The organism is Bacteroides sp. 1_1_14 (assembly GCF_000162515.1).
Lineage (GTDB): Bacteria > Bacteroidota > Bacteroidia > Bacteroidales > Bacteroidaceae > Bacteroides > Bacteroides thetaiotaomicron.
Map to the genome: position 1 here is coordinate 394618 of NZ_GG774707.1, position 22880 is coordinate 417497.

The 22880-nt window shown below is 45.9% G+C and carries 21 protein-coding genes and 1 pseudogene; 19 read left to right on the plus strand and 3 right to left on the minus strand.

Features of this window, described 5'->3' with window-relative positions:
* The first annotated feature begins 81 nt into the window (after positions 1-81).
* The 6 genes from hisF to HMPREF9007_RS08455 all read left to right on the plus strand — a co-directional run bounded on the left by hisF (position 82) and on the right by HMPREF9007_RS08455 (position 5394).
* Entirely contained in the window at positions 82-837 is a 756-nt protein-coding gene (gene hisF, locus HMPREF9007_RS08480; protein ID WP_008762398.1) for an imidazole glycerol phosphate synthase subunit HisF, read from the plus strand.
* Between the two features lie 62 nt (positions 838-899).
* Positions 900-1511, plus strand: coding sequence for a bifunctional phosphoribosyl-AMP cyclohydrolase/phosphoribosyl-ATP diphosphatase HisIE (gene hisIE / locus HMPREF9007_RS08475; protein ID WP_008762399.1), 612 nt, complete (start codon positions 900-902; stop codon positions 1509-1511).
* Complete coding sequence (locus HMPREF9007_RS08470) at positions 1496-2221, plus strand: ATP-binding cassette domain-containing protein (protein WP_008762400.1); 726 nt, start codon at positions 1496-1498, stop codon at positions 2219-2221. The genes hisIE and HMPREF9007_RS08470 overlap by 16 nt, the downstream gene beginning before the upstream one ends.
* Before the next feature lie 13 nt (positions 2222-2234).
* Complete coding sequence (locus HMPREF9007_RS08465; RefSeq protein ID WP_008762401.1) at positions 2235-3554, plus strand: aspartate kinase; 1320 nt, start codon at positions 2235-2237, stop codon at positions 3552-3554.
* A gap of 78 nt (positions 3555-3632) precedes the next feature.
* Positions 3633-4793, plus strand: a complete 1161-nt coding sequence (gene lysA / locus HMPREF9007_RS08460; protein WP_008762402.1) for a diaminopimelate decarboxylase — start codon at positions 3633-3635, stop codon at positions 4791-4793.
* A 121-nt stretch (positions 4794-4914) separates the two neighbouring features.
* On the plus strand, positions 4915-5394 hold the full coding sequence (locus HMPREF9007_RS08455; protein ID WP_008762403.1) for a ferritin: 480 nt from the start codon (positions 4915-4917) through the stop codon (positions 5392-5394).
* Between the two features lie 98 nt (positions 5395-5492).
* Here HMPREF9007_RS08455 and HMPREF9007_RS08450 read toward each other — a convergent pair whose 3' ends face one another.
* Together HMPREF9007_RS08450 and kbl are read right to left on the minus strand one after the other, a co-directional pair.
* The gene (locus HMPREF9007_RS08450; protein ID WP_008762404.1) at positions 5493-5900 is read right to left on the minus strand and encodes a DUF2721 domain-containing protein; all 408 of its coding nucleotides are present in this window, start codon (positions 5898-5900) and stop codon (positions 5493-5495) included.
* A gap of 120 nt (positions 5901-6020) precedes the next feature.
* On the minus strand, positions 6021-7208 hold the full coding sequence (kbl, locus tag HMPREF9007_RS08445) for a glycine C-acetyltransferase (protein ID WP_008762405.1): 1188 nt from the start codon (positions 7206-7208) through the stop codon (positions 6021-6023).
* A gap of 137 nt (positions 7209-7345) precedes the next feature.
* Between kbl and HMPREF9007_RS08440 the strand changes: the two genes are divergently transcribed.
* From HMPREF9007_RS08440 to HMPREF9007_RS08420, 5 genes and pseudogenes are all read left to right on the plus strand, one after another.
* Positions 7346-8302, plus strand: coding sequence for an NAD-dependent epimerase/dehydratase family protein (locus HMPREF9007_RS08440; protein WP_008762406.1), 957 nt, complete (start codon positions 7346-7348; stop codon positions 8300-8302).
* Positions 8299-9147 (plus strand): DUF4348 domain-containing protein, encoded by an 849-nt coding sequence (locus HMPREF9007_RS08435; protein ID WP_008762407.1) that lies wholly within the window; start codon positions 8299-8301, stop codon positions 9145-9147. The genes HMPREF9007_RS08440 and HMPREF9007_RS08435 overlap by 4 nt, the downstream gene beginning before the upstream one ends.
* 19 nt (positions 9148-9166) lie before the next feature.
* On the plus strand, positions 9167-10162 hold the full coding sequence (gene murB / locus HMPREF9007_RS08430; protein ID WP_008762408.1) for a UDP-N-acetylmuramate dehydrogenase: 996 nt from the start codon (positions 9167-9169) through the stop codon (positions 10160-10162).
* A pseudogene (locus tag HMPREF9007_RS08425) lies at positions 10159-10918 on the plus strand (MBL fold metallo-hydrolase). The gene murB and the pseudogene HMPREF9007_RS08425 overlap by 4 nt, the downstream one beginning before the upstream one ends.
* A gap of 83 nt (positions 10919-11001) precedes the next feature.
* Entirely contained in the window at positions 11002-12579 is a 1578-nt protein-coding gene (locus HMPREF9007_RS08420; protein WP_008762410.1) for a DUF3352 domain-containing protein, read from the plus strand.
* Between the two features lie 686 nt (positions 12580-13265).
* Here HMPREF9007_RS08420 and HMPREF9007_RS08415 read toward each other — a convergent pair.
* On the minus strand, positions 13266-13640 hold the full coding sequence (locus HMPREF9007_RS08415) for a DUF3127 domain-containing protein (protein ID WP_008762411.1): 375 nt from the start codon (positions 13638-13640) through the stop codon (positions 13266-13268).
* A gap of 152 nt (positions 13641-13792) precedes the next feature.
* Here HMPREF9007_RS08415 and dnaN point away from each other — a divergent pair, with 152 nt between their 5' ends.
* From dnaN to HMPREF9007_RS08375, 8 genes are all read left to right on the plus strand, one after another.
* Positions 13793-14917, plus strand: a complete 1125-nt coding sequence (gene dnaN / locus HMPREF9007_RS08410; protein WP_008762412.1) for a DNA polymerase III subunit beta — start codon at positions 13793-13795, stop codon at positions 14915-14917.
* 129 nt (positions 14918-15046) lie between these two features.
* Complete coding sequence (locus HMPREF9007_RS08405) at positions 15047-15826, plus strand: 3'-5' exonuclease (RefSeq protein WP_008762413.1); 780 nt, start codon at positions 15047-15049, stop codon at positions 15824-15826.
* A complete protein-coding gene (gene coaBC / locus HMPREF9007_RS08400) occupies positions 15826-17028 on the plus strand; it encodes a bifunctional phosphopantothenoylcysteine decarboxylase/phosphopantothenate--cysteine ligase CoaBC (protein WP_008762414.1) in 1203 nt (400 codons plus the stop codon). The genes HMPREF9007_RS08405 and coaBC overlap by 1 nt, the downstream gene beginning before the upstream one ends.
* A gap of 37 nt (positions 17029-17065) precedes the next feature.
* A complete protein-coding gene (recN, locus tag HMPREF9007_RS08395; RefSeq protein WP_008762415.1) occupies positions 17066-18733 on the plus strand; it encodes a DNA repair protein RecN in 1668 nt (555 codons plus the stop codon).
* Between the two features lie 33 nt (positions 18734-18766).
* On the plus strand, positions 18767-19510 hold the full coding sequence (rlmB, locus tag HMPREF9007_RS08390) for a 23S rRNA (guanosine(2251)-2'-O)-methyltransferase RlmB (RefSeq protein WP_008762416.1): 744 nt from the start codon (positions 18767-18769) through the stop codon (positions 19508-19510).
* Position 19511: 1 nt separating this feature from the next.
* A complete protein-coding gene (locus HMPREF9007_RS08385; RefSeq protein WP_008762417.1) occupies positions 19512-21218 on the plus strand; it encodes a serine protease in 1707 nt (568 codons plus the stop codon).
* A gap of 550 nt (positions 21219-21768) precedes the next feature.
* A complete protein-coding gene (locus HMPREF9007_RS08380) occupies positions 21769-22341 on the plus strand; it encodes a UpxY family transcription antiterminator (protein ID WP_008762418.1) in 573 nt (190 codons plus the stop codon).
* Between the two features lie 45 nt (positions 22342-22386).
* A complete protein-coding gene (locus HMPREF9007_RS08375) occupies positions 22387-22794 on the plus strand; it encodes a UpxZ family transcription anti-terminator antagonist (protein ID WP_032850541.1) in 408 nt (135 codons plus the stop codon).
* Positions 22795-22880 lie beyond the last annotated feature (86 nt).

Sequence of the window (22880 nt, forward strand, 5' to 3'; positions counted from 1 at the left end):
ACCCTGTTATAATGAAAAATAAGGAAGCAGGTTCTCGGATTAGTAGAATCTAAATTGTCAAATAGTAAATAAGATAGAATTGTGTTAGCAAAAAGAATCATACCCTGTCTGGATATAAAAGACGGACAGACCGTAAAAGGAACGAACTTTGTCAATTTGCGCCAGGCCGGTGATCCGGTAGAGCTGGGGCGGGCTTACAGCGAACAAGGAGCAGATGAACTTGTGTTTCTGGATATTACCGCAAGTCATGAAGGACGTAAGACTTTCACGGAATTGGTAAAGCGGATTGCTGCCAATATCAATATCCCGTTTACCGTGGGCGGTGGCATCAATGAATTGAGCGATGTAGATCGCCTGCTGAATGCCGGAGCGGATAAGATCTCGATCAATTCTTCCGCCATTCGCAACCCTCAGCTGATTGATGACATTGCCAAGAACTTCGGTTCTCAGGTTTGTGTTCTGGCAGTAGATGCCAAGCAAACAGAAAACGGCTGGAAGTGTTATCTGAACGGCGGGCGTATCGAAACCGATAAAGAATTACTGGCATGGACCAAAGAGGCTCAGGAGCGTGGAGCAGGCGAAATCCTGTTTACGAGCATGAACCATGATGGGGTGAAGACCGGTTATGCGAACGAAGCGCTTGCTTCCTTGGCCGATCAACTCTCTATTCCCGTGATCGCTTCGGGTGGGGCAGGGCTGAAAGAACACTTCCGTGATGCTTTTTTAGTAGGAAAAGCAGATGCGGCGTTGGCTGCCAGCGTTTTTCATTTCGGAGAAATTAAAATTCCCGAATTAAAATCGTATCTTTGCGGCGAAGGAATAACCATCAGAGGGTGAGGCGGCATGGGCTCACACAAACGGTATAGTAAATTGAAATAGTAATTAGAACTTAATATAAGATGGAATTGGATTTCGATAAGATGAACGGACTTGTTCCGGCTATCATACAGGACAACGAGACACGCAAAGTCTTGATGCTGGGCTTTATGAATAAGGAAGCCTATGATAAAACGGTGGAAACCGGAAAAGTAACTTTCTTCAGCCGTACCAAAAATCGTCTTTGGACGAAAGGAGAAGAAAGCGGCAACTTCCTTCATGTGGTATCTATCAAAGCGGATTGTGACAACGATACCCTGTTGATCCAGGCAGATCCGGCAGGTCCTGTTTGTCATACAGGCACAGATACTTGCTGGGGTGAGAAAAACGAAGAACCGGTTATGTTCCTGAAAGCATTGCAGGATTTCATTGACAAACGTCACGAAGAAATGCCCCAGGGCTCTTACACCACCAGCCTGTTCGAATCCGGAATCAACAAGATCGCTCAGAAAGTAGGTGAGGAAGCTGTCGAAACAGTGATCGAAGCTACGAATGGAACAAACGAACGTCTGATCTATGAAGGAGCCGACCTGATTTATCACATGATTGTATTATTAACTTCAAAAGGCTATCGGATCGAAGACCTTGCACGCGAATTGCAGGAAAGACATAGCAGTACATGGAAGAAGCATTAATTCAATATAAAAACGTAGAAATCCATCAACAGGAACTCTGTGTGCTGAGCGATGTCAATCTGGAATTGCACAAAGGAGAGTTCGTCTATCTGATCGGGAAGGTAGGTTCGGGAAAAACGAGCCTGCTCAAAACCTTTTACGGCGAACTGGACGTAATCGACGGCGAAGCGGAAGTGCTGGGTTATAATATGCGTTCAATCAAACGCAAGCATATCCCTCAGTTGAGAAGAAAGCTGGGAATTGTGTTTCAGGACTTTCAGCTGCTGACGGACCGTACCGTTTACAACAATCTGGAATTTGTGCTTCGTGCCACCGGCTGGAAGAACAAACGGGAAATTCAGGAAAGAATAGAGGAAGTGCTCGACCTCGTGGGAATGTCCAACAAAGGCTATAAACTCCCCAACGAGCTTTCCGGCGGCGAACAGCAACGCATCGTGATCGCACGTGCCGTGCTCAATTCTCCGGCTATTATCCTGGCAGACGAGCCGACCGGAAATCTGGATGTGGAAACAGGCAAGTCCATCGTTGAATTGTTGCACAACATCTGCGAATCCGGTTCGTCGGTAGTGATGACAACGCACAATCTGCAATTGCTGAAAGAATATCCCGGCAGTGTATACCGCTGTTCCGAACATCGTATAACGGATGTGACAGACGAATACATGCCCAGACAGAGAACAATAGAAATAGATTTAAATATAGATAACTAAAACAGTAACGAAAATGAAAGTTTTAAAGTTTGGAGGAACTTCCGTGGGTTCTGCTCAGCGGATGAAGGAAGTAGCCAAATTGATTACCGATGGTGAACAGAAGATTGTTGTCCTTTCTGCAATGTCAGGAACAACAAATACATTGGTGGAAATTTCGGACTATCTGTATAAGAAGAATCCGGAGGGTGCCAACGAGATTATCAATAAGCTGGAATCAAAATATAAACAGCACGTTGATGAGCTTTTTGCAACTCAGGAATATAAACAGAAAGGTCTGGAAGTCATCAAGTCTCACTTCGACTACATCCGCTCCTATACTAAAGACCTTTTCACTTTGTTCGAAGAGAAAGTGGTTTTGGCACAGGGAGAGCTTATTTCTACGGCTATGGTCAACTTCTACCTGCAGGAATGCGGTGTGAAGTCCGTATTGCTTCCGGCTTTGGAATTCATGCGTACTGACAAGAACGCGGAACCGGACCCTGTATATATTAAGGAGAAACTGCAGGCACAGCTGGAACTGTATCCGGATATGGAGATTTACATCACACAAGGTTTCATCTGCCGCAATGCTTACGGTGAGATAGACAACCTGCAGCGTGGTGGCAGCGATTACACCGCATCCCTGATCGGTGCTGCCGTAAAGGCTTCCGAAATCCAGATATGGACGGACATCGACGGTATGCACAATAACGACCCGCGCATTGTGGACAAGACAGCGCCGGTTCGTCAGCTGCATTTCGAAGAAGCAGCCGAGCTGGCTTACTTCGGTGCAAAAATCCTGCACCCGACTTGCATCCAGCCTGCTAAATATGCCAATATACCTGTACGTCTGCTGAATACAATGGACCCGGATGCTCCCGGAACACTGATTTCTAATGACACGGAGAAAGGTAAGATTAAAGCCGTAGCTGCCAAAAACAATATTACAGCTATCAAGATCAAATCAAGCCGTATGTTGCTTGCTCATGGTTTCCTGCGTAAAGTATTCGAGATCTTTGAAAGCTATCAGACTTCTATTGACATGATCTGTACCTCAGAGGTCGGTGTATCTGTTACAATAGACAACACCAAGCATCTGAACGAGATTCTGGACGACCTGAAAAAATACGGTACTGTCACTGTTGACAAGGATATGTGTATTATCTGTGTAGTAGGTGATCTGGAATGGGAGAATGTCGGTTTCGAAGCTAAAGCGCTTGATGCGATGCGGGATATACCTGTGCGAATGATTTCCTTCGGAGGAAGTAACTACAACATTTCCTTCCTTATCCGGGATTGCGATAAGAAGACGGCGTTGCAGTCGCTGAGCGATATGCTTTTCAACAACAAATAATTCCACAAATAATACGAGCGCTTTTATTGATACTGATAAAAGCGCTCTTTTTAACTAACTAAACAAGTTTCTTGAATTATGAAAGGAATATTTCCAATCGATAAATTCCGTACTTTGCAGACACCTTTCTATTATTATGATACGAAAGTGCTGCGTGATACATTGTCGGCTATTAACCAAGAGGTTGCCAAATATCCTAGCTATTCCGTACATTATGCCGTGAAGGCGAATGCCAATCCGAAAGTACTTACCATTATCCGTGAAAGCGGAATGGGAGCAGACTGCGTGAGTGGCGGAGAAATCCGTGCCGCTGTCCGTGCCGGATTCCCTGCCAATAAAATCGTTTTTGCCGGAGTCGGGAAAGCGGATTGGGAGATCAACCTCGGACTGGAATATGGCATCTTCTGTTTCAATGTAGAGTCTATCCCCGAACTGGAAGTCATCAACGAACTGGCTGCCGCTCAAAATAAGATCGCTAATGTCGCTTTCCGTATCAATCCGGATGTCGGGGCGCATACGCACGCCAATATCACCACCGGTCTGGCTGAAAACAAATTCGGTATCAGTATGCAGGACATGGACAGGGTGATCGATGTGGCTTTGGAAATGAAGAATGTAAAATTCATCGGTCTGCACTTCCATATCGGTTCGCAGATATTGGATATGGGCGATTTCATCGCTCTTTGTAACCGGGTGAATGAATTGCAGGACAAGCTCGAAGCCCGCCGTATTCTGGTAGAGCATATCAATGTCGGTGGTGGTCTGGGCATTGACTACGGTCATCCTAACCGCCAGTCCGTTCCGGACTTCAAAAGCTATTTTGCTACCTATGCCGGACAGCTGAAACTGCGTCCTTATCAGACATTGCACTTTGAATTGGGACGTGCGGTGGTAGGACAGTGCGGCTCTCTGATATCGAAAGTGCTGTATGTAAAGCAGGGAACGAAGAAGAAATTTGCCATCCTCGATGCAGGTATGACAGACTTGATTCGTCCGGCTTTGTATCAGGCTTACCACAAGATGGAAAACATCACTTCAGAAGAACCTGTAGAGGCTTATGACGTAGTAGGTCCGATCTGTGAATCATCAGACGTTTTCGGTAAAGCGATTGACCTGAACAAAGTGAAGCGGGGAGACCTGATTGCACTTCGTTCCGCAGGTGCCTATGGTGAGATTATGGCATCCGGATACAACTGTCGTGAACTGCCGAAAGGATACACTTCGGACGAGCTGGTGTAAATAAAATGTGAATGTAGTTTAAAAATGCAGGGAGCTTGGAACAATTTTAACTGAAATCTTGTTATTTTTGTAATGAGTTCAAAAGAAAACTACATTAACAACTTAATAAAAATATACGATTATGATTTCAGAAAAATTACAGAAAGCAATCAATGAGCAGATCACTGCTGAAATGTGGTCTTCTAACCTGTATCTGGCAATGTCTTTCTACTTTGAGAAAGAAGGTTTCAGTGGCTTTGCACATTGGATGAAGAAACAATCTCAGGAAGAAATGGGACATGCTTATGCAATGGCCGATTACATCATCAAACGTGGCGGAACTGCTATAGTTGACAAGATTGATGTGGTTCCCAATGGCTGGGGTACTCCGCTGGAAGTGTTTGAACACGTTTACAAACACGAATGCCATGTATCTGCATTGGTAGACAAGCTGGTAGATGTGGCTGCTGCTGAAAAAGATAAAGCTACTCAGGATTTCTTGTGGGGATTTGTCCGCGAACAGGTAGAAGAAGAAGCTACTGCACAGGGAATTGTGGATAAAATCAAGAAAGCTGGTGATACCGGTATTTTCTTTGTTGATTCACAACTGGGACAACGCTGATAATGATCTGAAAAATAGAAAATTATATAAGAGAAGCTGTTTGGGTTTATATTCAGACAGCTTCTTTTTTTATCTTACTTATCAACTTCCCTGCCGGGCTATTTCTTTATCTTTCCTTTTTCCATAGCCCCCAGATAAATCTCCAGCGAGCGGGTAGAAATCTGTATTTCGCGGAAGGATACACCCAAAGAAGCGATTAACAGTATCAATGCCAGTCCGAATACATAAACCGATAACAACTGCAGTCCGATGTAAATAAGAAACATACTGACTACACAGAAAAAGAGGCTTGCTATCCCCAGTCCCTGCATCGTGCGTGTCAGATTCAACCGTTTCCTCAAATTCTCGATTTGTGCTACCGTGATATCCGTAGGATTTTCCATATAGCGGTCCCGCAACTGTCGCACCAGCTGCGCATACGATAAAAAACGATTGGTATAAGCCAGCAAAATCAGCGAAACAGCCGAAAAAAGCAAAGCAGGAGTAGTGAGCGTAAGTTCTTCCATCTTGAAAAATAGGTAATAGGTAATAAATAATAGGTAATAAGTAATAGGTAATAAGTAATAGGTCATGCGGGTAAAGCTACCGGCAGCTACGATTATTACCTATTACCTATTACTTATTACTTATTTCAAGGTTCCCAGTTCTTTGCCAACCTTAATAAAAGCAGCGATACATTTGTCGAGGTGTGCTTTCTCGTGTCCGGCAGAGATTTGTACACGGATACGTGCCTGTTCTTTCGGAACGACCGGATAATAGAATCCCGTCACATAAATGCCTTCTTCCTGCATGCGTGCGGCATAAATCTGAGAGAGTTTGGCATCATACAACATAACGGCGCAGATGGCACTTTGTGTCGGTTTGATGTCAAATCCGGCAGCTGTCATTTGGTCACGGAAATAGTTTACATTCTCTACCAGCTTGTCATGCAGCGCATTGCTTTCTTTCAGCATCTTGAATACTTCGAGACTTGCACCGATGATACCCGGAGCCAACGAGTTGGAGAACAGATAAGGACGGCTGCGCTGACGCAGTAAGTCGATGATCTCCTTGCGGCCGGTGGTAAATCCTCCCAATGCGCCTCCGAAAGCCTTGCCCAGTGTTCCCGTATAGATGTCTACGCGTCCGTAAGTCTTGTACAGTTCGCTGACGCCGTGGCCCGTAGCGCCAACCACACCTGCAGAGTGCGATTCGTCCACCATTACGAGTGCATCATATTTCTCGGCCAGGTCACAGATCTGATCCATAGGTGCTACATTTCCGTCCATAGAGAATACACCGTCGGTAACAACGATACGGAAACGTTGTGCCTGAGCTTCTTGCAAGCATCTTTCCAGATCCTTCATATCCGCGTTGGCATAGCGATAGCGTTTCGCTTTGCAAAGACGTACGCCGTCGATGATAGAAGCATGGTTCAGAGAGTCCGAGATGATGGCGTCTTCTTCGCTGAAAAGCGGTTCGAACACACCTCCGTTGGCATCGAAACAGGCTGCATACAGAATGGTGTCTTCTGTCTGGAAATAATCCGAGATAGCAGCTTCCAGTTCCTTATGTATATCTTGCGTTCCGCAGATGAAGCGGACAGATGACATACCAAATCCACGGCGCTCCATCATTTCTTGAGAAGCTTTAATCAGACGGGGGTGATTGGACAGTCCCAGATAGTTGTTGGCGCAGAAATTCAGCACTTCTTTTCCTTTTACAGTGATGGCAGCTTGCTGCGCACTTTCGATCAGTCGTTCTTCTTTGTAAAGTCCGGCTTCCTTAATTTCAGCCAGTGTCTGGCTGAGGTGTTCTTTCATTTTACCGTACATAATGTTTGAGTGATTAAGTTAATGGTGCAAAGGACACGATTTTTCTTGGAATAAACAATATCTTTTTGATTTAAATCTGAAAAAAAAGTGCTTACTTTGCGCACTATTTAGCTTAACACTTTTATTTAAAAGGAAAAATGAAACACATTTTGATTATTGGAGCCACCGGACAAATAGGATCCGAGTTGACGATGGAGTTACGCAGGCGTTATGGAAACACAAACGTAGTAGCAGGTTACATCCAGGGTGCAGAGCCCAAAGGAGAGTTAAAAGAGTCGGGACCGTCGGCAGTTGTCGATGTAACGAATGGTGAAATGATTGAATCGGTGGTGAAGGAATACCACATTGATACCATATATAATTTGGCTGCACTGCTATCGGTGGTGGCTGAGTCCAAGCCGAAGCTAGCCTGGAAAATTGGTATTGACGGACTGTGGAATGTTTTGGAAGTGGCGCGTGAGCAGGGATGTGCGGTATTTACCCCCAGTTCTATCGGATCGTTCGGTGCAAGCACGCCTCATACACAGACACCACAGGATACTATCCAGCGTCCCCGTACTATGTATGGAGTCACCAAGGTAACGACAGAGTTGCTGAGTGACTACTATTTTAACAAATACGGTGTTGACACACGTGCTGTCCGTTTCCCGGGCATCATTTCGAACGTGACCCCTCCGGGAGGAGGAACCACCGATTATGCTGTCGATATTTATTATTCGGCAGTAAGAGGAGAAAAATTTGTGTGCCCTATCAAAGAAGGCACTTTAATGGATATGATGTATATGCCGGACGCGCTGAACGCAGCAATCATGCTGATGGAAGCAGATCCGACCAAGCTGATACACCGCAACGCTTTCAATATCGCCTCTATGAGTTTCGACCCTGAGACGATTTTCCATGCCATCAAGAAGCATGTGCCCGCGTTCGAGATGATCTATGATGTAGATCCTTTGAAGCAGCGCATAGCCGACAGCTGGCCCGATAGTCTGGATGACACTTGCGCCCGCGAGGAGTGGGGGTGGAAGCCGGCTTACGATCTGGAAAGCATGACGGTGGATATGCTTGAAAAGCTAAGAGAGAAACTGAAAAAATGAAAAAACTAATTGCGGGGGTTCTGGTGCTCACTATCCTTGGTTCCTGTGGAAACAAGAAAACGAACATCGACCCCTTTGCATCTATCACTCAAGAGGTGGATTCTATCCGGCACAAAGCCGATTCGATCCATCAGGAGGAATTGCCGGAAGAGCCCAAACCGACAGAAGCGGACGAATCTTTCGACGATTTTATCTATAATTTTGCTTCCGATGATGCCTTGCAGCGTCAGCGTGTCAAGTTTCCGTTGCCCTATTACAAGGGAGATGAGAAAACCAATATCGAAGAACGCAACTGGAAGCATGATGACTTATTTACCAAACAGCATTATTATACGCTCCTGTTTGATAAAGAAGAAGACATGGATTTGGTGGGGGACACCTCACTGACCTCCGTTCAGGTGGAATGGATATTCGTGAAAACCCGAATGGTGAAAAAGTATTATTTTGAGCGTATCAAAGGGGCATGGATACTGGAGGCTATCAATCTGCGCCCTGTTGAGCGGAATGAAAATGAAGACTTTGTGGAGTTTTTCAGTCATTTTGCTGCCGACAGCCTTTTTCAAAGCCGGCGTGTGCAGGAGCCTCTGGCTTTTGTCACCTCAGATCCGGACGATGACTTCTCTATTCTGGAGACTTCTCTTGATTTGAACCAGTGGTTTGCTTTCAAGCCGGCATTGCCTACAGACCGCCTTTCGAATATCAATTACGGACAGCGGAATGATGATAACTCACCGACAAAGATTCTCGCCTTGAAGGGAATCGGAAACGGCTTCTCTAATATTCTATATTTCAGGCGGAAAGCAGGCGAATGGCAACTGTATAAGTTTGAAGATACCAGTATTTAGCAACGAAAAAACGGAAGATATGTATTCTCTTTTATCACACAATACGTTCGGCATTGATGTCTATGCCGAACGGTTTCAGGAATATGCTTCGGTAGAAGAACTGAAGACATTGATAGCTCAAGGTGCCCTTACGACACCTTTTTTGCATATAGGCGGCGGAAGCAACCTGCTTTTTGTCAAAGACTATGAAGGGCTGGTCTTACATTCCCGCATCGAAGGGATCGAGGTGACGGAAGAGGATGAACGGAGTGTAGCCGTGCGGGTAGGAGCAGGCGTGGTCTGGGATGATTTTGTAGGATATTGTGTAGAGCATGGCTGGTATGGAACGGAAAATCTCTCCCTTATTCCCGGTGAAGTGGGAGCGAGTGCCGTGCAGAATATCGGTGCCTATGGTGTGGAAGTGAAAGACCTGATCACCTCTGTCGAAACAGTGAACATTCACGGTGAGGAGCGTGTTTATGCTGTAGATGAATGTGGCTATGCCTACCGCGACAGCATTTTCAAACGTCCGGAGAATAAATCCGTATTTGTGACCTATGTCTGCTTCCGGCTCAGCAAGGAAGAACGTTATACATTAGATTACGGCACCATCCGTCAGGAACTCGAACAGTATCCCGAACTGACCTTGCCGGTACTCCGGAAAGTGATTATCGATATCCGTGAAAGCAAATTGCCCGACCCGAAAGTGATGGGAAATGCCGGCAGTTTCTTTATGAATCCCATCGTTCCGCGCGAAAAACTGGAAGCCTTGCAGCAGGAATTTCCCCGAATCCCCTTCTACGAACTGAATGACGGACGAGTGAAGATTCCGGCAGGATGGATGATTGATCAGTGTGGCTGGAAAGGAAAAGCATTAGGTCCGGCGGCAGTGCATGACAAGCAGGCCTTGGTGCTCGTCAATCGGGGCGGAGCGAAAGGCAGTGACATCCTTGCGCTTTCGGATGCGGTACGGGCTTCTGTTCGTGCGAAATTCGGCATAGACATTCATCCGGAAGTAAATTTGGTTGGGAAATGAAAGTAAGAATACTTGGAAGCGGAACATCGACGGGAGTTCCTCAGATTGGATGCACCCTGTCCGGTCTGCACTTCTGCCGATCCGAAGGATAATCGTCTGCGTGCGTCTGCAATCGTTGAGACGGAAGATGCGCGGATACTTATAGACTGCGGACCCGATTTTCGGGCGCAGGTGTTGCACCTTCCTTTTGAGAAGATAGACGGTGTGCTCATTACGCACGAACATTATGATCACGTGGGTGGATTGGATGATTTGCGTCCGTTCTGCCGTTTCGGGGCGGTTCCTATCTATGCCGAAGAATATGTGGCACGCGCATTGCGTTTGCGGATGCCTTATTGTTTTGTCGATCACCGTTATCCCGGTGTTCCTGATATTCCCTTGCAGGAAATTGAGGTCGGGCACGCCTTTTCCATCCACCATACGGAAGTGGTGCCTTTGCGGGTGATGCACGGTCGGCTGCCGATTCTGGGCTACCGTATCGGCAGGCTGGGGTATATCACGGATATGCTCACCATGCCCGAAGAATCGTATGAACAATTAGAAGGGATAGATGTTCTGATAATGAATGCGCTTCGTATCGCTCCTCATCCCACCCACCAGAATCTGGAGGAGGCATTGAAGGTGGCAGAACGTATTCGGGCAAAGGAGACATACTTCATCCACATGAGTCATGATATGGGGCTGCACAAGAAGGTAGAGAAGGAGCTTCCTGAAAATATTCACCTTACATATGACGGAATGGAAATCATTTTCTGATTATTGGTGATTTTTTTAGCAAAAGTTTTGTTTTCTTTGTAGAAATTATTATTTTTGCCCCTAGCCGATAAACAGCAAATATTATGAAACTTCGTACGATAGTGAAAATAGCGATCACTTCTTCTGTTGTACTTTTGTGCTCAGGTTTTGCGTTGTACTCTTTTTTTAGGTTGTCGGCTGCCGAAGATCAGAAGGATTTTGATCTCTATACCTTGGTTCCGTCCTCTGTTTCAGCAGTGTTTGCGACGGAAGATGTAGCCGAATTTGTAATGGAAGTGGATGAGCTGACCTGTAGTCGGGATCACCAGTATCTTTATGTTTCCAAACTCTTTTCTTATCTGAAACAATATCTTTATTCTCTTCTCGAAGATGCTCCTCACGGTCTGAGTAGGCAAATGAATCAGATGCTGATCAGTTTTCATGAGCCGGACAATGATCGTAATCAGGTGCTTTACTGCCGGTTGGGGAATGGAGACCGTGCGCTGATCGACCGTTTTGTGCAGAAATATGTTTCGTCGGGCTATCCTCCGAAAACATTCGATTATAAGGGTGAAGATATCATTATTTATCCGATGGCGGACGGTGATTTTCTCGCCTGCTATCTGACGGAAGACTTTCTGGTGCTCAGTTGTCAGAAAAAGCTGATAGAGGAGGTGATAGATATCCGCAAAACCGGCAAGTCGCTGGCTACCGACCCTGTTTTTAAAGAAGTGCGGGCGCCGAAGAAAAGTCCGACTGTTGCTACCGTCTACACTCGTTTGGCAGGGATGATGGGATGGACGGAGTTTGATATGAAGCTAAAGGATGATTTCATTTATTTCTCCGGAGTCAGCCATTATGTAGATACTTGTTTTAACTTTATAAATGTAATCCGCCAGCAGGAATCTGTCAAAGGATTTCCGGGCGAAACACTGCCCTCCACTGCATTTTATTTCAGTAAACAGGGCATTACGGACTGGGCATCCCTGCTTTCCTATGGCGATACGCAGGAATATGCAACGGCAGGCAGAACGAGTGAAGTGCTGAATCGGGATCGGGAATTGTCACGTTATCTGGCAGAGAATACGGGGCAGGATTTGGTGGCTTGTCTTTTCCAGCGGGAAGACTCTCTGATGGGGCCTGCGGCTGTTTTAAGCCTCTCGGTGATGGATGTGACCGAGGCGGAAAGGATGTTGCGCTCTTTGGTAAAGACGGCTCCGGCAGAGGAAGGAACAGACCGAAATTCACGTATAACTTTTTGTTATACCCCTGCTAAAGCGTATCCTGTGTACAGGTTGCCTCAAACAACGTTGTTTACGCAACTAACCAGTTTTGTAGAGCCGTCCTTGCATGTTTTCGCTACATTTTATGGCGGGCGTTTGCTGCTTGCCCCCGATGAAGATAGTTTGTCACGATATATCCGCCAGCTGGATAATGGCGAAGTGCTTGACGGCGCTTTGGCTTATCGGGCGGGGACGGACGGATTGTCCGATTCGTATCATTTCATGTTGATGGCGGACTTTGGGCACGTGCTCGAACAGTCCGGACATCAGGTTCATTACGTGCCGGAATTCTTTCTCCGCAACTCCGAATTTTTCCGTAATTTCATTCTTTTTGCGCAGTTTACTTGTGCGGACGGGATGGTCTATCCCAACATTGTTTTGAAGTATAAATCCGAATAGAATTCGAAGAAAAAAACTGGCGAAAAATAGAGGGGAAAAATAGCGCTTAATTTGCGAAACTAAAAGCTCTGAAACGCCTTCTGGCAGGGCGCGAAAACCGAATGGAAACCAGTAGAGTAGAGAAGAGTATATAATTCTATTCTAAAGAAATAGAATTAATAAGAAAAAAGATAGAGAATTTTGCCGCCGCTGATTCACTTTTTATTCCATTCCGTAAGATACCTTTAAGAGAATTCATGAAGGGGTGTCAAAAGAGCTAAAGTGGGGGCTAAAAAATCGATTCTATCTCTATTCTCCTCCTTCGGGAAGGAGGAATGGTCGCAGACCGAGGTGGTAGGAGAAATAATGTTTATTTCTATTTCTTTGTAAATGATAGGATTATGTATTCACCTACCACCTCCCCCTACGGGTACTCCTCCTTCCTGAAGGAGGAGAGTTTAGTTACTATTGACTTTTGGCATACCTTCATGGGGGCTTTTCCGTCTCGCTGTCCAATCTCCTTCAGCTCGCTGCTCAATTCCTTTCGCCTCGCTGCTCAGTCCTTTTCAGCTCGCTGCTGAATCTGCGTTGGCCCCGAGGTGAATTCACTTCAGTCCGGTGTCTGGTTACTACATGGGACAGTCATAAAAAAACTCCCGACAGAAATAGTTCCATCGGGAGTTTTTTATGCAGATTGTTTTTAATTCTTAGAACGGCAGGTCGTCTTTTGCGTCACCCATAGTGAAATCCGGAGTAGCAGACGGAGCCGGGGGAGGAACGGGGGCACCCGGAGTCATAGGAGCACCTGCGCCTACACGTTCAACTTTCCATGCACGGATACTGTTGAACCAACGGTCGTTCCATTGACGGGCGTCAACGTCGAATGATACGGTCAGTTCTTCGCCCATCTGAATGTTGAACTGTTCGATTTTGTCGGCGCCAAATACGTCGAAACACATTTTGCGCGGATATTGGTCATGGTTTTCGATTACGAACTCTTGTGATTTCCACTCGTTGCCGCTAGTCTTTGAGACTCCACCTCTCGGAGGGAGGATAGCGATGATTTTTCCTGTAAATTCCATTGCGATAATTTTTAATTCTGCGGCGAAGTTACAATTTTTTAGGAATATCCCTCACACAAAGCTTGTTTTTTCTTTCGTTTTCTTGGGCAGCACGAATCTTTTTTCGTAACTTTGTGCGATATATAATTCAAAACTTAAATACTCGAAAATATATGAAATTTATCGTTTCAAGTACTGCTCTTTCCAGCCATTTACAGGCTATCAGTCGTGTAATTAACTCAAAGAATGCGCTGCCTATTCTCGATTGTTTTCTCTTCGAATTGGAAGACGGAACATTGTCTGTGACTGTTTCTGACAGTGAAACGACTATGGTGACAACCGTTGAGGTAAATGAAAGCGATACAAACGGGCGTTTTGCCGTAGTAGCGAAAACATTGCTTGATGCACTGAAAGAAATTCCGGAACAACCGTTGACATTCTACGTCAACACGGACAATTATGAAATCACCGTGCAGTATCAGAACGGAAAATATAGTCTGATGGGACAGAATGCTGACGAATTTCCGCAGTCGGCTGTGCTGGGCGAAAATGCAGTCCGCGTGGAGATGGAAGCAGGTGTACTGCTGGGTGGCATCAACCGTTCGGTATTCGCAACTGCCGACGACGAACTCCGTCCGGTAATGAACGGTATATATTTCGATATTACAACAGAAGACATCACGATGGTGGCATCGGACGGTCATAAGCTGGTACGTTGCAAAACGCTGGCTGCCAAAGGAAACGAACGTGCCGCGTTCATCCTTCCGAAGAAGCCCGCTACATTGCTGAAAAACCTGCTTCCGAAAGAACAGGGAACAGTAACCATCGAATTTGACGAACGCAACGCTGTGTTTATGCTGGAAAGCTACCGCATGGTCTGCCGTCTGATCGAAGGACGCTATCCGAACTACAACTCGGTAATTCCGCAGAACAACCCTCATAAAGTGACTGTAGACCGTCAGCAACTGATCGGAGCTTTGCGCCGCGTGTCTATCTTTTCTTCACAGGCAAGCAGTTTGATCAAGCTGCGTATGCAGGAGAATCAGATTGTGATTTCCGCACAGGACATCGATTTCTCCACTTCTGCCGAAGAAACACAAGTTTGCCAATATTCGGGTGCCGCTATGAGCATCGGATTCAAATCTACTTTCCTCATCGATATCCTGAACAATATTTCGGCCGATGAAGTGGTAATCGAACTTGCCGATCCGTCGCGTGCCGGAGTCATTGTGCCGGTAGAACAGGAAGAAAATGAAGACTTGCTGATGCTGCTGATGCCGATGATGCTGAACGATTAGTTATTTAATGGAAAATTGAAAATGGATAATGGATAATGAGCTGCGCTGTCAGTGTTCAGGAGTTATCCATTTTTTATGTTTCCAATCCATTATCAATTCTCCATAATCCATTATCCATTAAAGAAAGAAATGAAATTAAATTTGAAAAACCCGATTGTGTTCTTCGATCTGGAGACAACGGGAACCAATATCAACACAGACCGGATCGTTGAAATTTGCTATCTGAAAGTATATCCTAACGGGAATGAGGAAACGAAAACAATGCGTATCAATCCCGAAATGCATATTCCTGAAGCTTCTTCTGCCGTACATGGCATTTATGATGCCGATGTAGCGGACTGTCCGACTTTCAAGGAGGTGGCAAAGAATGTGGCCCGTGACATTGAAGGCTGCGATTTGGCTGGATTCAACTCTAATCGCTTCGATATTCCGGTATTGGCAGAGGAATTTCTTCGTGCCGGTGTAGATATCGATATGACGAAGCGCAAGTTTGTCGATGTACAGGTGATTTTCCACAAGATGGAGCAACGTACCCTTTCGGCTGCCTATAAGTTCTATTGCGAAAAGAGTCTGGAAGACGCCCATACGGCCGAGGCCGATACACGTGCCACTTATGAGGTGCTGAAAGCACAGCTCGACCGCTATCCGGATCTTCAGAACGACATCGCCTTCCTGGCAGAATATTCAAGTTTCACTAAGAATGTGGACTTTGCCGGACGGATGGTGTATGACGACAATGGTGTGGAAGTATTTAATTTCGGAAAATATAAAGGAATGTCTGTAGCCGAGGTACTGAAGAAAGACCCCGGATACTACAGCTGGATTTTAAACAGTGATTTCACGTTGAATACCAAGGCGGTGCTGACTAAAATCCGTCTGCGTGAAATGAGTAATTTGATTACAAAATAATGCTAAAAGGAAAAAAGATAATTCTTGGAATAACCGGTAGCATCGCTGCTTATAAGGCTTGTTACATTATCCGCGGACTGATAAAGCAGGGAGCGGAAGTGCAGGTGGTCATTACTCCGGCGGGAAAAGAATTTATTACTCCCATCACTCTTTCGGCTTTGACCAGTAAGCCGGTCATCAGCGAGTTTTTTGCCCAACGGGACGGTACGTGGAACAGCCATGTGGACTTGGGTCTGTGGGCGGATGCCATGCTGATCGCACCCGCTACCGCCTCCACCATCGGAAAGATGGCGAACGGGATAGCAGACAATATGCTGATAACCACTTATCTTTCGGCCAAAGCTCCGGTATTCATTGCACCGGCTATGGACCTCGATATGTATGCACATCCTTCTACACAGAAGAATCTGGATATATTGCGTTCCTATGGCAACCGCATCATTGAGCCCGCAACGGGTGAACTTGCCAGCCATCTGGTCGGCAAAGGACGTATGGAAGAACCAGAAAACATTATCCGAGTGCTGGACGAGTTTTTCTCTGCGAGTGCCGAACTTCAGGGAAGGAAAATTATGATAACTGCCGGACCGACTTACGAAAAGATCGATCCGGTCCGTTTTATCGGCAATTATTCTTCCGGTAAGATGGGATTTGCTTTGGCGGAAGAATGTGCCCGTCGTGGGGCAGAGGTGACGTTGATCGCCGGACCGGTGCAACTGAAAACGCAGCATTCGCGTATCCACCGGATAGATGTGGAATCTGCTCAGGAAATGTATGAGGCAGCGCAAACCTGTTTCTCGACTTCCGACGTGGGGATTCTTTGTGCGGCAGTCGCCGATTTCCGCCCGGAAACGGTGGCCGGCAAAAAGATCAAACGGGAGAAGGAAGAAGAACTGACCTTGCATCTTCAGGCTACGCAGGACATTGCTGCAAGTCTGGGAAAGATCAAAGAAGACAATCAACTGTTAGTGGGGTTTGCCCTCGAAACAAATAACGAACAGCAGAATGCCGAAGGAAAGCTCGAACGTAAAAACTTTGACTTTATCGTCCTCAACTCTCTGAATGATGCGGGAGCCGGCTTCCGTCACGATACAAACAAGATTAGCATTATTGATCGCAAAGGTCGCGAGGATTATCCTCTGAAGCCCAAACAGGAAGTAGCGCAAGACATCATCAACCATCTGGTTGCCGTCTTGACTCACTGATCTTTATTTTTTAGGTTTAATTTTTAATTTACAGAAGGTGTTACGTTCACTTTATATTCAGAATTACGCATTGATAGAAAAACTGGATATCGGTTTTGAAACAGGCTTCTCGGTCATCACAGGCGAGACGGGGGCTGGAAAATCGATTATTCTGGGAGCCATCGGTCTGCTGCTCGGACAGCGTGCCGATGTGAAAGCGATTCGTCGTGGAGCTTCTAAATGTATTATCGAAGCACGTTTTGATATCTCGGCTTACGGTATGCGCCCGTTTTTTGAAGAGAACGAACTGGAATACGACGACGAGGAATGTATCCTGCGGCGCGAAGTGCAGGCGTCCGGCAAAAGCCGCGCATTCATTAATGATACGCCTGCTTCGCTGGCACAGGTGAAGGAATTGGGCGAACAACTGATCGATGTACATTCGCAGCATCAGAATCTTTTGCTCAATAAAGAAGGTTTCCAGCTGAATGTACTCGATATTCTGGCTCATAACGATGATGCGCTGGAGAAGTATCATTTACTGTATAATGAATGGAAGCTGCTCGACCGTGAATTGTCCGAGCTGACGGCACTTGCCGAGCAAAGCCGGACGGATGAGGACTATCTTCGTTTCCAGCTGGAACAACTGGAGGAAGCTCATCTGGTGGAAGGGGAGCAGAGTGAACTGGAGCAAGAGGCGGAAACTCTGAGTCATGCTGAGGAGATCAAAGCAGGGCTTTACCGCATCGAACAGTCTTTTTTCTCGGACGAAGGCGGACTGCTTTCTTTCCTGAAAGATAATCTGAATACGCTGAATAATCTGAAAAAGGTGTATCAGCCTGCCGGAGAACTGAGCGACCGCATGGAAAGTGCCTACATCGAACTGAAAGATATTTCGCAGGAAGTCTCAGCGCAGGGAGAATCCATCGAGTTTAATCCTACCCGTCTGGACGAAGTGAACGATCGTCTGAATCTGATTTACTCCCTGCAACAGAAGCATCGGGTGCAGACGCTTGAAGAATTGATGGCTTTGGCAGACCAATATCGCACTAAGTTGTCCGAGATCACCTCTTATGATGATCGCATAGCCGAACTGACTGCCCGCAAGGAAGCCCAGTATGAACGGGTGAAGAAGCAAGCTGCCGTGCTGACAAAAGCCCGTGCGGCAGCCGCCCGTGAAGTGGAGAAACAACTGGCTGAACGGCTGGTCCCGCTGGGTATGCCCAACGTCCGCTTCCAAGTGGAAATGGGGTTGAAGAAAGAACCGGGCATACAGGGGGAGGATACTGTCAACTTCCTGTTCTCCGCCAACAAGAACGGAACGTTGCAAAGCATATCTTCCGTTGCTTCCGGAGGTGAAATTGCGCGTGTGATGCTTTCTATCAAAGCGATGATCGCCGGTGCGGTGAAACTGCCTACGATTGTATTTGATGAGATCGATACCGGAGTTTCCGGTGAAATAGCCGACCGTATGGCGGATATGATGCAGGAAATGGGTGACTGCAACCGTCAGGTGATCAGTATCACACATCTGCCTCAGATCGCAGCTCGCGGGCGCGCTCATTATAAGGTATATAAGAAGGACAGCGATACGGAAACGAACAGCCATATCCGCCGTCTCACCGATGAAGAACGGGTAGAGGAGATCGCTCACATGCTGAGCGGAGCCACATTGACCGAGGCTGCCCTCAGCAATGCGAAGGCCCTGTTGGCCCGTACTTCATAATCCATAATTCAAAATTTATAATTCAAAATTACAATGACCGATAAAAGTGAAATGATTTTCGGCGTCCGTGCCGTCATAGAGGCCATTCAGGCTGGAAAAGAAATTGATAAGATCCTCGTTAAGAAAGACATTCAAAGTGATCTTTCCAAAGAGCTTTTCGCAGCATTGAAAGGATTGCTGATTCCTGTTCAGCGTGTGCCGGTGGAACGTATCAACCGCATCACACGGAAGAATCATCAGGGTGTGGTTGCCTTCATTTCCTCTGTGACCTATCAGAAGACGGAAGACCTCGTTCCTTTCTTATTCGAGCAAGGCAAGAATCCGTTTTTTGTGATGCTGGATGGCATAACGGATGTGCGTAACTTTGGTGCGATAGCCCGTACCTGCGAATGTGCCGCGGTGGATGCGGTGATTATTCCTGCGCGTGGCAGCGTATCGGTGAATGCCGATGCCATGAAGACTTCCGCAGGTGCGTTGCATACATTGCCTGTCTGCCGCGAACAGAATCTGCGTGCGACTTTGCAGTATCTCAAGGACAGCGGTTTCCGTATCGTTGCCGCTACCGAGAAAGGAGATTATGACTATACGAAAGCCGATTATACGGGACCGATGTGTATCATCATGGGAGCGGAGGACACCGGTGTATCATATGATCATCTGGCTCTCTGTGACGAATGGGTGAAGATACCGATGCTGGGAACTATCGAATCTCTGAATGTTTCCGTAGCTGCCGGTATTTTGATTTATGAAGCTGTGAAACAAAGAAACAACGACTGATATGAAGAAACTTTTAATCTTACCTTTAGCGCTTTTCCTCTTGGTACAGAGCGGTCTGGCGCAAACCCCGAAATGGGTGGAGAAGGCGAAACGTGCTGTTTTCTCAGTAGTGACTTATGACAAGAATGACAAGATGCTGAATACCGGAAACGGATTTTTCGTATCCGAAGACGGACTGGCTCTGTCCGACTACAGTCTTTTCAAAGGGGCTGAGCGTGCGGTGGTTATTACAGCCGAAGGCAAGCAAATGCCGGTCAGCCTGATTTTGGGAGCAAATGATATGTACGATGTGATCAAGTTCCGTGTGGCCATCACCGAAAAGAAAGTGCCGTCACTGGTAGTGGCGACTACTGCTCCGGCTACAGGCGCTGACGCATGGATGCTTCCTTATTCTACGCAGAAGAGCATTGCCTGCGTTTCGGGTAAAGTGAAGGATGTATCGAAGATTGCTGGAGAATACCATTACTATACCTTGAGTATGCAGATGAAAGACAAGATGGTGAGTTGTCCGGTGATGAATGCGGAAGGCCAGGTGTTCGGTATTTCACAGAAGTCCTCCGGTGCGGATACGGTAACGACTTGTTATGCGGCAGGGGCAGCTTTTGCAATGTCGCAGAAGATTAGTGCTCTGTCTTTGGGAGACGTTGCTCTGAAGAATATCGGTATCCGGAAAGGATTGCCCGAAGCGGAGGATCAGGCATTGGTGTATCTGTTTATGGCTTCCACGCAGATGTCGGCTGATGAATATGAGAAATTGCTGGACGATTTCATTCGCCAGTTCCCCAGCAGTACCGATGGATATATCCGTCGTGCCAACTATTACGTAGCAAAAGGTAAGGATGACCAGTCTTATTTTGACAAGGCTGTAGCCGACTTTAATCAAGCCTTGAAGGTGGCGGCTAAAAAGGATGATGTGTATTATAATATCGCCAAGCTGATATACGGTTATCAGCTTTCAAAACCGGAAACGACTTATAAAGACTGGACGTATGATACGGCTTTGAAAAATCTCCGTCAGGCGATGGCTATCGATCCTTTGCCCGTTTATACGCAGTTGGAAGGAGATATACTTTTTGCACAGCAGGACTATGCAGGCGCTTTGGCCGCTTATGAGAAGGTGAATGCCAGCAATCTGGCTTCAGCAGCCTCATTCTTTAGTGCCGCCAAGACGAAAGAATTGCTGAAGGCAGATGCCAAAGAAGTGTTGGCATTGATGGACAGTTGCATTGCTCGTTGTCCGCAGCCTGTCACGGCAAATTTTGCTCCTTATCTGCTGGAACGTGCACAGATATATATGAACAACGATCAGGCAAGAAATGCAATGCTCGATTATGATGCTTATTATAAGGCTGTGAACGGACAGGTCAATGACCTTTTCTATTATTATCGTGAGCAGGCTGCGCTGAAAGCCCGTCAATATCAGCGTGCATTGGATGATATCGTGAAAGCGGTTGAATTGAGCCCCAAAGATTTGACTTATCGGGCAGAACATGCAGTGGTTAATCTGCGTGTAGGACGTTACGAAGAATCCATGAAGATACTGAATGAAATTCTGAAAGACGAGCCGAAATATGGGGAAGCATACCGGTTGTTGGGCCTTTGTCAGATACAGTTGAAGAAGACGGACGAAGCTTGCGGAAACTTCAATAAAGCGAAAGAACTGGGTGATCCGAATGTGGATGAACTTATAAAGAAATATTGTAAATAAGCGGAGGCACTCGGAAAGAATTACGTCTTACTTTCTTTTCGGACTCCTTAGTAGTAAAAATGAACCCCTGCCGGCTTCTACAGTCGGCAGGGGTTCTCGTTTTTGGGGACGTTTGTAAAATACTCTCTCTCTCTAATTTCTCCCCACTTGTCAAGTTCAGGTTTCAGGTCTTAATATGATATATAGGTTTGATTCTTTTTTGTTCCGTTTATAAGTTAAATGCAGCAGTTTATGGAATACTGCATCTGTTCTTTATTTTTTTCTCAGAATAGTTACTTTTTTTCTTTTCCTGGTAAAATCTTCTGTTTGAGGTGGGGCTTTTAATTCTTTTTTAGGAGCTGGTTAATGAAAATATCGAATATTTCATTGTTCGTAAATGATATAATAATAGGTGTGGAAAATGAAATAAGCAGATATTTCTCTCTTATTATGGTCGTTTAACGAAAATATTATTGTTTTTTATTTGCGTATATTGGTAAATATGGTCATCTTTGCACCGTTATTCGTTTCTGTTTGTTAAAGAATGACGAATAAGTGTGGGGTAAAATAGATGATTTATAGCAAAAAAAGCATACAAGAAGTTCTGCCGGCAGATGTGACTGGCAGGAGCGTAGCGCACCATAAACGTTGGTTAGTGGCTTTAGTACGTATTTCTCATGAGAAGAAAACGAGTGAGCGACTATCTAAAATGGGGATTGAAAACTTCCTTCCTGTTCAGCAAGAAGTGCATCAATGGAGTGATCGTCGAAAGGTAGTCGAGCGTGTTCTTCTTCCGATGATGATATTTGTCCATGTCGATATTTATGAGCAGAAAGAAGTTTTGACATTGGGCTCTATCAGCCGATATATGGTATTGCGTGGAGAAAGTACTCCTGCTGTCATTCCGGATGAACAGATGCACCGCTTTAAATTTATGCTAGACTATTCGGACGAGGCGATTAATATGAGTACGACTCCCTTGTCACCAGGAACCAAGATTAAGGTTATCAAAGGGCCATTATCCGGACTTCAGGGAGAATTGGTTACAGTAAATGGAAAATCGAAAGTAGCAGTCCGGCTAACTATGTTGGGATGTGCTTTTGTAGATATACCAGTAGGGTGTGTAGAGCCTCTGGAGAAATAAGGGTTTAAATATAAGTGAAACAAGCATTAAGTGAATAAAAGGGGTATGGTGAGTTTTTTACTACAAGAAAATATTGATGAACTGCAACATCTGGCAGATCATTTACTTCACATCGGTGATAAAAATGGGTATGTATACGCCGATGACCTTTCTGCATTACAACAATCAATCCACGAAAAGATAAACGATTTATATTCACAACGGGGGAAGACACCGGAACAGGATGCTACCCTGTGTTTGGCCATCCTTCAGGGATATAATGTGTCGATGTACGCCAATCCGGAAGACGAGGATAGAAAACGGTCTGTCTTGCAGCGTTCTCTGACCCTTCTTGATGCTCTTCCCCCTTCTCTTCTTAAACAACAGTTGTCTGCCGTCTGTCACGGTATGCAGGAACTGTGTGAAACCAACTTAACTTTTTTATTTGTCAATGAAAATACAACGACTTTTTAGCATTCTACTTTTTTGTTCTATGCTGGGAAGTGGCTCGCTTATGGCCCAGTCCATGAGTGACTCACAGGTACTGGAATATGTAAAGG

What these genes read in the sequence shown, in the direction of transcription:
- rlmB (WP_008762416.1), top strand. Translation starts at nt 18,767, where the DNA reads ATGACCGATAAAAGTGAAATGATTTTCGGCGTCCGTGCCGTCATAGAG.
- HMPREF9007_RS08435 (WP_008762407.1), top strand. Translation starts at nt 8,299, where the DNA reads ATGAAAAAACTAATTGCGGGGGTTCTGGTGCTCACTATCCTTGGTTCC.
- HMPREF9007_RS08415 (WP_008762411.1), bottom strand. Translation starts at nt 13,640, where the DNA reads ATGGAATTTACAGGAAAAATCATCGCTATCCTCCCTCCGAGAGGTGGA.
- HMPREF9007_RS08470 (WP_008762400.1), top strand. Translation starts at nt 1,496, where the DNA reads ATGGAAGAAGCATTAATTCAATATAAAAACGTAGAAATCCATCAACAG.
- hisIE (WP_008762399.1), top strand. Translation starts at nt 900, where the DNA reads ATGGAATTGGATTTCGATAAGATGAACGGACTTGTTCCGGCTATCATA.
- HMPREF9007_RS08440 (WP_008762406.1), top strand. Translation starts at nt 7,346, where the DNA reads ATGAAACACATTTTGATTATTGGAGCCACCGGACAAATAGGATCCGAG.
- lysA (WP_008762402.1), top strand. Translation starts at nt 3,633, where the DNA reads ATGAAAGGAATATTTCCAATCGATAAATTCCGTACTTTGCAGACACCT.
- coaBC (WP_008762414.1), top strand. Translation starts at nt 15,826, where the DNA reads ATGCTAAAAGGAAAAAAGATAATTCTTGGAATAACCGGTAGCATCGCT.
- HMPREF9007_RS08380 (WP_008762418.1), top strand. Translation starts at nt 21,769, where the DNA reads ATGATTTATAGCAAAAAAAGCATACAAGAAGTTCTGCCGGCAGATGTG.
- HMPREF9007_RS08420 (WP_008762410.1), top strand. Translation starts at nt 11,002, where the DNA reads ATGAAACTTCGTACGATAGTGAAAATAGCGATCACTTCTTCTGTTGTA.
- HMPREF9007_RS08385 (WP_008762417.1), top strand. Translation starts at nt 19,512, where the DNA reads ATGAAGAAACTTTTAATCTTACCTTTAGCGCTTTTCCTCTTGGTACAG.
- HMPREF9007_RS08450 (WP_008762404.1), bottom strand. Translation starts at nt 5,900, where the DNA reads ATGGAAGAACTTACGCTCACTACTCCTGCTTTGCTTTTTTCGGCTGTT.
- murB (WP_008762408.1), top strand. Translation starts at nt 9,167, where the DNA reads ATGTATTCTCTTTTATCACACAATACGTTCGGCATTGATGTCTATGCC.
- HMPREF9007_RS08455 (WP_008762403.1), top strand. Translation starts at nt 4,915, where the DNA reads ATGATTTCAGAAAAATTACAGAAAGCAATCAATGAGCAGATCACTGCT.
- kbl (WP_008762405.1), bottom strand. Translation starts at nt 7,208, where the DNA reads ATGTACGGTAAAATGAAAGAACACCTCAGCCAGACACTGGCTGAAATT.
- HMPREF9007_RS08375 (WP_032850541.1), top strand. Translation starts at nt 22,387, where the DNA reads ATGGTGAGTTTTTTACTACAAGAAAATATTGATGAACTGCAACATCTG.
- dnaN (WP_008762412.1), top strand. Translation starts at nt 13,793, where the DNA reads ATGAAATTTATCGTTTCAAGTACTGCTCTTTCCAGCCATTTACAGGCT.
- HMPREF9007_RS08465 (WP_008762401.1), top strand. Translation starts at nt 2,235, where the DNA reads ATGAAAGTTTTAAAGTTTGGAGGAACTTCCGTGGGTTCTGCTCAGCGG.
- HMPREF9007_RS08405 (WP_008762413.1), top strand. Translation starts at nt 15,047, where the DNA reads ATGAAATTAAATTTGAAAAACCCGATTGTGTTCTTCGATCTGGAGACA.